Annotated in this window: 1 protein-coding gene and 2 pseudogenes; 2 read left to right on the plus strand and 1 reads right to left on the minus strand. The window is 37.0% G+C overall.

What is annotated here, in order from left to right; genetic code table 11:
* Positions 1-127 (minus strand): annotated as a pseudogene (locus F6K13_RS27860) (photosystem II q(b) protein); the annotation flags it as partial.
* A 256-nt stretch (positions 128-383) separates the two neighbouring features.
* Here F6K13_RS27860 and pap point away from each other — a divergent pair.
* Positions 384-1,871 carry a polyphosphate:AMP phosphotransferase gene (gene pap, locus F6K13_RS27865; RefSeq protein ID WP_124155358.1) on the plus strand — a complete coding sequence of 496 codons (1,488 nt, stop codon included), beginning with the start codon at positions 384-386 and terminating at the stop codon, positions 1,869-1,871.
* A 257-nt stretch (positions 1,872-2,128) separates the two neighbouring features.
* Positions 2,129-2,584 (plus strand): annotated as a pseudogene (locus F6K13_RS27870) (YdcF family protein); the annotation flags it as partial.

The raw sequence follows: 2,584 nt of genomic DNA on the forward strand, positions 1-2,584 counted from the left end.
TGAGAAGGGTGGGGATCATTAATACACCGAACCAACCGATGTATAAACGATTGTCTGTGCTGGTGATCCAGCTACAGAACTTTTCCCATACGTTGGCGTTTTCACGCTGTTGTAAGGTAGTTGTCATAATGTATGATTGCTGTTATATATGTATGAAATTTTCGAGGTACGGCGGTGCAGGTGTTTTTTTGTTTCCTGCTCCGTTATTAATAATATAGCTAGTTTATTTCGTTTTGTAAAGGGGTGTTAAGGATAGTGTTGTTTAACTAAGTTATAAGTTTTGTTTATAAAATTTGCACATCACAATATATTTTAAAAGTCAAAACTAAATGAATGAATTTTAAATATACACAAATTCCCCACTATCTACAATTTTAAGATGTATGTTAGAAACCCTAGACCTAAGCCTTTTTCTCAACAAAGATGCCTATAATACACAGCTAGAAGCACTGATGCGACAGTTACGATCGCTACAGAGAGCTTGCTGGCAAAAAAAATTACCTGTGCTGATAGTTTTAGAAGGTTGGGCAGCTGCTGGTAAAGGTGCTCTAGTTAAACAAATAGTAGGATATATGGACCCACGGGGGTTTGTGGTTCATCCAATTTGGCCTGCTACAGCACAAGAACGACAATATCCTTTTATGTGGAGGTTTTGGCAAAGACTTCCTAGAGCGGGACAAATTGGATTTTTCTATCATAGCTGGTACACTCATGTCCTGGAAGAGCGATTATTTAAAAGAGCTTCAGAACCAGAAATTCCTATCAGATTAGGACAAATTAATGCTTTTGAACGTCAGATGGTGGATAATGGGGTGGCGATCGCTAAATTCTGGATACATCTGAGCAAAAAAGAATTGAAGAAGCGTTTAAAAAAAACTGCGGCTGATTCTTTAAAAGCTTGGCGTGTCAGAAGTGAAGACTGGCAACAAGCAAAAAATTATAAACAATATACTGCTTTTGCCGAAGAAATGCTGATTCATACTAACACAGAATTTGCTCCCTGGACATTGGTAGAAGGAAATTGTCAACGTTGGGCAAGAGTCAAAGTACTGACAGAAATGGCCTCAACTTTGAGTCAAGCTTTGGATGGACTGCATATTCAGGCTGTACCACTCAAAAATCCTCTTCAAGAACAACTCAAATCAAGGGAAACAGATTTTTTGGCTGAAGTAGATTTGACCCAAAGCTTATCTCCAAAAAAGTATAAAAAATCTCTACGGCAGCAGCAAGAACTTTTGAATAAACTGCAATTGGAAATTTACAAACATCAAATCCCTGTGCTGGTAATATTTGAGGGTTGGGATGCTGCGGGTAAGGGTGGGGCAATTAAAAGATTAACGGATAACTTAGACCCCCGCAGCTATGTAGTTAATGCTTTTGCTGCACCAACAGAGTCAGAAAAAGCCTATCATTATCTCTGGCGGTTTTGGAAACAGTTGCCAGAAGCAGGAAATATTGGTATTTTTGACCGCAGTTGGTATGGTCGAGTTTTGGTGGAGCGGGTGGAAAGATTTGCTACAGAGTCAGAATGGCAACGTGCATATCAGGAAATTAATGAGTTTGAGGGACAATTGACCAGCGCAGGTTATGTTTTGGTCAAGTTTTGGTTACATATTAGTCAGGAGGAACAATTAAGGCGATTTACTGAACGACAAAATGACCCATTTAAACAGTATAAGCTTACAGAGGAAGATTGGCGCAATAGAGAAAAGTGGGAAGTTTATGAAGTAGCTGTTAATCAAATGATTCAGCTTACAAGTACGCCAACTGCACCTTGGATTTTAATTGGGGGTGATGATAAACATTATGCTCGTGTTAAAGTAATCCAAGCAGTGACGGAAGCAATTAACGCTCAACTTAAGTACCGATAAAATAAGTTGATTTTTATTTTTGGCTTCGCTGAAGTAAGGTATGAAACTGATGAGTGAGTAGGTATTAATAGTAAGTAAAAATAGAGCTTCTCTTTTAACTACTAACTAATGACTACTAACTACTGATTACTGAACACTAAAAATTATACAATAATTCAGCAACGCCTTATTTTTTATGTTATGAGAAAGCCTCCATGAATCAAGTTAGCTAATTAAGCAAACAATCTAATTTTTTTAAGGACAAAAATCAAAAAATTATGCTGATAATTTTAACAAGAATAGTATTCTTAATACTGTTAATTTGTATAATTAAGTCACTATGGGATAGTTCTGGTGGTGATAAGAAAAACTTGATTTCTAAGTTGTTGTTAGTATTTTCAATTATTCTGTTAATACTGGCATTTTATGCACCAGATAGTCCAGTAGGAGCTGCTGTTTTTAGGTTTCTGGCTTTTGCTTTTAAACCACTTGGTTTTTCGATTATACTTTTGATCTATGCCACTACTCTCATATCGAATGGGGGGATAAAAAGTCCAGCACCAACTCTGATTATTACAGCTTTAATAGTTCTGATAATTTCTAGCTCACCAGTATTTGCTGTATGGGCAGCTCAACAAGCAGAAGAAGATGCTATAGAACTTGTTTCTGTATCAGCTTGTTGTGACGAAAAAGCAGATGCAATTGTATTATTAGGTCAGGGAACAACTCAACCA

Source organism: Okeania sp. SIO2B9, assembly GCF_010672505.1.
GTDB lineage: Bacteria > Cyanobacteriota > Cyanobacteriia > Cyanobacteriales > Microcoleaceae > Okeania > Okeania hirsuta.